The sequence below is a fragment of the Coprococcus sp. RTP21281st1_F1_RTP21281_210402 genome, assembly GCF_040915325.1.
GTDB lineage: Bacteria > Bacillota > Clostridia > Lachnospirales > Lachnospiraceae > Coprococcus > Coprococcus aceti.
On sequence record NZ_JBCPDQ010000019.1, the window covers coordinates 1 to 6386 of the forward strand.

7 protein-coding genes are annotated in these 6386 nt (G+C 39.7%); 2 read left to right on the top strand and 5 right to left on the bottom strand.

The features are described from left to right. Nucleotides 1-212: 212 nt before the first annotated feature. Entirely contained in the window at nucleotides 213-1511 is a 1299-nt protein-coding gene (locus tag AB5150_RS15510; RefSeq protein ID WP_368292174.1) for a tyrosine-type recombinase/integrase, read from the bottom strand. Between the two features lie 84 nt (nucleotides 1512-1595). Further along, on the bottom strand, nucleotides 1596-2216 hold the full coding sequence (locus AB5150_RS15515; protein ID WP_005604344.1) for a helix-turn-helix domain-containing protein: 621 nt from the start codon (nucleotides 2214-2216) through the stop codon (nucleotides 1596-1598). A gap of 175 nt (nucleotides 2217-2391) precedes the next feature. On the opposite strand from AB5150_RS15515, the gene AB5150_RS15520 reads away from it, so the two are divergent. Together AB5150_RS15520 and AB5150_RS15525 are read left to right on the top strand one after the other, a co-directional pair. Then, nucleotides 2392-2622 (top strand): helix-turn-helix domain-containing protein, encoded by a 231-nt coding sequence (locus tag AB5150_RS15520; RefSeq protein WP_005604346.1) that lies wholly within the window; start codon nucleotides 2392-2394, stop codon nucleotides 2620-2622. A gap of 351 nt (nucleotides 2623-2973) precedes the next feature. After that, nucleotides 2974-4500, top strand: coding sequence for a MobA/MobL family protein (locus AB5150_RS15525; protein ID WP_349818922.1), 1527 nt, complete (start codon nucleotides 2974-2976; stop codon nucleotides 4498-4500). 85 nt (nucleotides 4501-4585) lie between these two features. On the opposite strand, the gene AB5150_RS15530 is transcribed toward AB5150_RS15525, so the two are convergent. The 3 genes from AB5150_RS15530 to AB5150_RS15540 all read right to left on the bottom strand — a co-directional run bounded on the left by AB5150_RS15530 (nucleotide 4586) and on the right by AB5150_RS15540 (nucleotide 6035). Beyond that, the gene (locus AB5150_RS15530) at nucleotides 4586-5272 is read right to left on the bottom strand and encodes an SdpI family protein (RefSeq protein ID WP_015534090.1); all 687 of its coding nucleotides are present in this window, start codon (nucleotides 5270-5272) and stop codon (nucleotides 4586-4588) included. After that, nucleotides 5269-5538: an autorepressor SdpR family transcription factor gene (locus AB5150_RS15535; RefSeq protein ID WP_015534091.1), complete on the bottom strand. Its 270-nt coding sequence runs from the start codon at nucleotides 5536-5538 to the stop codon at nucleotides 5269-5271. Before AB5150_RS15535 ends, AB5150_RS15530 begins: the two co-directional genes overlap by 4 nt. A gap of 257 nt (nucleotides 5539-5795) precedes the next feature. Continuing rightward, complete coding sequence (locus tag AB5150_RS15540) at nucleotides 5796-6035, bottom strand: DUF6061 family protein (protein ID WP_005604353.1); 240 nt, start codon at nucleotides 6033-6035, stop codon at nucleotides 5796-5798. Nucleotides 6036-6386: the final 351 nt, after the last annotated feature.

Consider the following 6386-nt stretch of genomic DNA (forward strand, 5'->3'; position numbering starts at 1 on the left):
TACTATATAGGAGCTTTATTGTCAACAGTTTATATGTCTTAATAGGTAAATCCCATTTTTTTCAATTCTCCAAACTGGAATTTATCTATTAACTCTCTTAACTTTCCCCTATTTTCAAGGCTTCCCGCCATTGAAAATTCTATATATGTATCCTTTTCCCTTGTTTTTGCCCTTATGGGATAATTACAAGGGAAAATTCATTATTCAGTTGTTTAATCGTTGCCTGCCACTTTATCAAGAAGTCTTGCGGAAGTCCGCTTTGCTTCCCTTGTAGCATGGGCATAGACATTCATGGTGGTACTCACGTCTGAGTGTCCTAACAGTTCCTGCACATCCTTAGGCTGAGCCCCGTTGGATAAGAGGTTTGTCGTGTAGGTATGCCTCAGTGTGTGGAAATGGAAACCTTCAAGCTCCGGTACTTTTCTTCCTGCTGTCCGGCAGGCTGTTTCTATGGTTGCCGGAAGTTCCAGACAACCATCCTCCCTTAAGCATACAAAGAAGATTTCGGTGTAATCTTCCGGCACATTCTCTGTCATTCCCAAATGATAATACTCGTAATGCACCCGATTCTTTTCCATTACTTCTCTGTAAAAATTCCGCTGGTAGAGTTCCCCATACTGAAAACGGTTTTTGTGCTGTTCCTTTTTTGCATTCCTCAAAATATCTGCGAGGGTATCGCCAAAGTCAACAACCCTGATCTTTTTCCACTTTGTCGGACCGATTTCGTGCTTATGGGTAGCACCATTGTAGCGGATGCTCCTGCGTACAGTGAGATACTGTTCTTCAAGGTTGATATCCTGCCATGTCAGACCTGCTACCTCTCCAAGTCTGAGACCTGTAAAGTATGCTATCTGAACCGGAAGAATCGCATCCCCACTTCGTTTTCCAATCTGTTCAATCAGTTTCCGGTACATTTCAAAGGAAAGCGGTTTAACCTTGTCTCTGTCTGTGGCTGTTTCATCCGCAAACAAATCCGTTTCTTCCTTTTTATGCCTCATCACCACATACTGCATTGGATTGAAGGTAATAAACTGTTTCGGAAATACCGCAAACCGGAATGACTGTTGCAATACTGCTGAAAATGACCTTACATAATCAATGGAATATCCTTTTGATATAAAATCTCCCACAGTGCCTCCAAATGAGAGCAAATCCATAAACTCCTGCAGGTGTACCGAAGTCACCGTTTTCAGTTTCCTTTTGCTGATAGGGTGTTGTTTGATTCTCCCAATTGTCTGAAGATAATTGCCAACCGTTCCATTACTCAATGTGCCTGTCTTTAATTCTTCCTCAGCCCACAGGTCAAGCAACTCTCCGAGTGTGATGTTTTCAGCCTTTGCAACAAACCGCTTGGCTTCATAATCCTCCATTGCCTGCCTCAACAGCTTTTCCGTCTCGCTTTTGTTTTCCGTACCTGCAAATTCCTTCTGCACCAGATTACCGCTTGCATCTTCCACATAGAAGCGGTAGTACCATTTCTTGCCTTTCTTTCTTACAGAACCTTTTGCCATAATCGTTACTCCTTTCGATATCGACAATCGGAACTGATGAAATGCTTTCTGCGTGTAAGTATATCATAACTCCGGTTGTCTAATCTATACCGGTTCGGAGTCTTTCTCTGAAAGAAGATTTGCAAGCCTTACGGCTGCCGTTTCGGGATTCTTGGAATAGAGCCTTACAATGTCGCCCATGTCGTTCAGTGCGTTTACCGTATGGGTGATTTCCCTAAGGAACATAATCTCATTATATTCCTGATTGGATTCAAACCCCATTACTTTTGCAATTGTGGCATCTTCCGTATTCCCTTTAAAATTCTTACAGGCATATTGAAAGGAATCAACGAATAATTCGTATTCCTTCAACATCAGCAGCAGTAAATCTTTGGAAAAATCCGCTTCGTCTGCCTTCATATCATAAGGCAGTTTGGAGAGAATGGAAGTCATGGTATCACGAATCTGTAATTCCCTTTTATCCGTAACATCACTTGTCATTTCTTCCGTCTCGCCCTTCAGCCACTCCACTGATACATGAAGTGCTTCCGACAGACCATCCAGAACAAGCTTCTTGGTGTTGTCAATCGTTCCTGCCTCATACCGCTGTATGGTGGAAGCGGTAACTCCCATCTTTTCTGCTATATAAGGCTGGTTGACACCTAATTCCAGTCTGCGTTGTTTTGCCCTGCTACCGATTAACTTGCGTAATTCTTTATCTTTCATTCTGATACGCCTCCTTTTTCGGTATGGCTAAAGTATAACACAGTAAAAGTAGCATTGCAATATGCAAGTCAATAATTACTTTTAAAATTTCGTAACGCTTGACAAGAAGATATAAAAGTTATATAGTAGGCATAGTTACAAAATTGCATTATGCAATTCAAGAGGAGGTGTTTTAATGACAGAAGTGAAGATTGCACTGTCCATTGAGGAAGCTGCCGACTATACGGGTATCGGCAGAAATACCCTGCGGAAACTGGTAGAATGGAAAAAGCTTCCGGTATTGAAGGTAGGACGGAAAGTCCTTATCAAAACGGATATGCTTGAAAAGTTCATGACCGCCAATGAAGGCAGGGACTTAAGGGACAAAGGAAATGTCAGAGCTGTCACAAGAAATGTGACAAATTAAATAGGGACAGTCCTAAGACCATCCCTAAGGTATGTATCTGACCGAAGCCATGATATACCTACACGCAAATAGATTATACCATGTGCTTCCTCTAAGATACAACCGGAAATTTAAGAAGTGGGGAAGAAACTTTTTTATACAAGCCCTCGGCGTTTGAGAGCGAAATACACCCCTCGCACAAATCTTACGATTTGTACTCTGTGTATTTCGCCCTGCTGGGAGCTTTTCGCCGACAGGCGGATATGTTCGTAGACAGGCTACCTATGTAGCCTACTCACTTTCACATTAGAAAGTTTCCCATCCTCATTTCTTGCAGCTTCGTACTTGGCAGATACGGAAAGGAGGAAGCACATGCCAAGAAATTCATTTATTCAGATGACGAAGCTCCACAATGTCCGGGGAAGAATTTATTATATTTCAAGCCCAAAGAAGCAGGAAAATCTGTATGCGGTATATGAAACCACAGACCGTAATTTTTGGACTGACCTTGCAAAATATAATCAGGCAGAATTTAAAAAAAACGGTACGGAGGGGAAATGTATTGAGGCAAGGGAATTGATCATAGCCCTGCCGGAATCTTTTACGGAGTATCCTCCAGACAGACTGTTGCAGATATTTACAGACCATTTCAGACAGACTTACGGAACGGACTGTATCGCAGCCCTGCATCACAATAAGCGGAAAACCAACTATCACATCCATCTCATTTTTTCGGAGCGTACACTCTTGGAACAGCCCATAGAAAAGGTTGCCACCCGCAATATGTTCTATGACGAAAAGGGAAATCATGTACGCACCAAGAAAGAGATACTTGATGAAGAAGGAAATATCCGTAAAAGGTGTAAGGTGATTCACAAAGGTGAGGTATACGAAAGACAGATTTTCTCCATTAAGGATAAACACTTCAAGGCTGAAAATTTCCTTGATACCGTCAAGCAGGATTATACCAATCTTATCAATCAGTATGTGTGGGATAAAAGCCAGCGGTTAGAAGTTTTTGAGCGTGGCGGTATGTATCTTGCCACCAAAAAGATTGGTAAGAACAATCCGAAAGCCACCGAGATTGAGGCAGACAACAGTAAACGCACCTTGTGGAATCAGACTGTTGACAGAGCGATTGTAACGGGTGTTTCCAAGTCAGAAATCATGCAGATAAAAAAGGAACGGATAACGGACAAGATTGTGGAATCCGTATGGCTTTACGGAAACAGACCGAATCTGTTATCTTCCATTATCGGTACTGCCATTGCAGTATTAGAACTGTTAATCTCCAAAGTATTTCTCAAAACTCTGGAGCTTGCAGATAAAGTAATTTCCAAAGAGCTTGAAGCAAGACCGGAGAACACAGATTTCAAAGAGCAGAAAGCTGTACCAGAAGAAAGCAGAAAGCAGACAGATACACCAAAGCCTGCCATACCGCCAAGACCGCAGCCATCAACGGAAGCAGTTTCTTACAAGCACTTATGCGAGATTTATCAAAAGCTGCAGGAACAGAATAAAGCAATTTTTGCACTCGAGAAACAGCGAAGTGACCTTGAAATTGAACTGTCCGACAGCAAAGGTATCTTCAAAGCAAAAAGGCGTTCCGAGCTTTCAACGGAGATAGCCGGATTGGAGGAACGGATTGCAAGAATGAAAGTCCGCTTATCTCATATCGTAAAGGAATACGGGTATCCGAATGTGGAAGCCTTCTACAAGGCATTTCATAAGGCAGAGACAGCTTATGGGGATTATCAGGACAGCCTTAAGAATTGGAAACAACGATATGGAGAAAAGCCGCAGTCTCTACACGATAGGCTTAAATCTAAGAAACAGGACATTAGGGAGCGAGAGTTAACAAGACCATATTCTCCACCAAACCGTGGAAGGAGTAGATAACAAACGAAAGGAGGCAATTGCCTCCCCTTCGTTTGTTATCTCTCCGTAAAGACTGGAATTTCACCCTCTCGCATAAAGATACAAATTATTTTTCTATTTCCTTATCATATATCTTTTTTGAGTATACCACAGTTACAATTGTTGCTAATAATAAATAAATCAACATAAAGATTGTGCCAGTCATCCCACTTGTAAATACGGTTGTAATGATAGTCAATAACCCCGTAATAATAATACATATTGCACCAAAGCGGTTACTCTTTCTCCATGTATTATCATTGTGCATACTCCAAACGGTTCGAACTCCCACTACTGCATTTCGTTTTGCCTTTGTCATAAAATTTCCTAATACAATAAATATAATACCACACAAAATACATGAAACTTTTGCAATGTCAATAACCGCATGTTCACCACCTGCATTTGCCTGTATCCAAGAAGAATAAAGAATAAAATAATGCATAATCCCGAACATGATTGCTTGCGAAATTCCTACAACACATAATACCTTTGCAGAAGATTTTGCCTCCATCTGTTCCTTTTCTGTATTTGCATTTTTTGATTTTTTCTCAAACACATAGATTAGCAAGTGCCAAAACAGTGTAATAAACAAAATAATTACCGGAAAAATAAAGCTTTCTGTTTTACTTCCCCATCTGTCAGTGTTTCCCTCCAAGTCATGATGCATAGGTATAATATCAGGCATAAACTGTAGTACAACACTTGTAACTACAACTGGTATCATTGCTACTATCCACATTACTTTTTTCATTCTTTTTTCCCTCCAAACTGGTTAACCCATATAATTAATTCATCGAAAACCGTAGTGTTGATTTCATAATAAACAAAGTTTTTCTCTTTATATTCAGATATCAAATCTGCGTTTTTTAATAATTTTAAATGATAAGAAAGAGCAGCCGGTGTGATCTGTAATTTTTCAGCAATCTCTCCAGCATTTAATCGCTCATTTCTCAACATCATAAGAATGGCTCTTCTCTGGCTATCTGCCAACACTTTAAAAATGTTAGTTTCTCTCATATCTTTTACCTATTTAAAAATCTCTTTAAATAGATTTTAGCATACGTTTTGTCTTTTTACAAGGACTATTTAAAAATATTTTTAAATAGAGAGGACACACTGAAAAATCAATGTGTCCTCTCTATTTACCTTAAGGCAAAATTCAAACATCTAGAAACTTAAGATTCCTGCCTCTTATTATGGAATAACCGTACGTTCTATATATTTTTCTGGAATTTTTAGTACTAGACCTCTATCATGATATTATATTAGCAAAATCACCACGTATCTAAACGATCCTCTGCATCAACCCATACTTGCATTTCTCCATCCAAGTATAATCTTGCATATTCTAATGGATTATCAATAGCCAAAGCATTCAACGAACACTGGGAGCCGGGAGTAGTTCTCAATCCTTCCTCTGCCTTATTGCAATCAATTCTAAGCACTACATTTTCAAACGTGGTTACATCTATGCTATTACATTGCGGATTATATCTTGCATAAATCAATCTCATATCTTATCTGTCCTTTCCTTAATTTTCTAAAAGTTTTGAAAGCATTTCAATCCGTTCTTCCTGCCATTTTCATTTCATGTTATAATTTGTTACTGGATTTTCTTTCCCTTAATTTTGCCCTTGTGAGCATTCGTAACATGAGGGAAAAGGATATAACACAAGGGAAAGCGTAAGGGCAAACTCACTCGCTACAAATTTAGCATTTTCAAGGGGTTGCGGACTTCACGAGGATAAGATATAACAGTTAATAAATGTTATGAATTAAGTCAAATCAAAACTGGAATTTAGCGATTTCTTTTTCCGGTATTCTCTGTCCCACGGATTTCCTCATGATAGAAATAATCTACGATC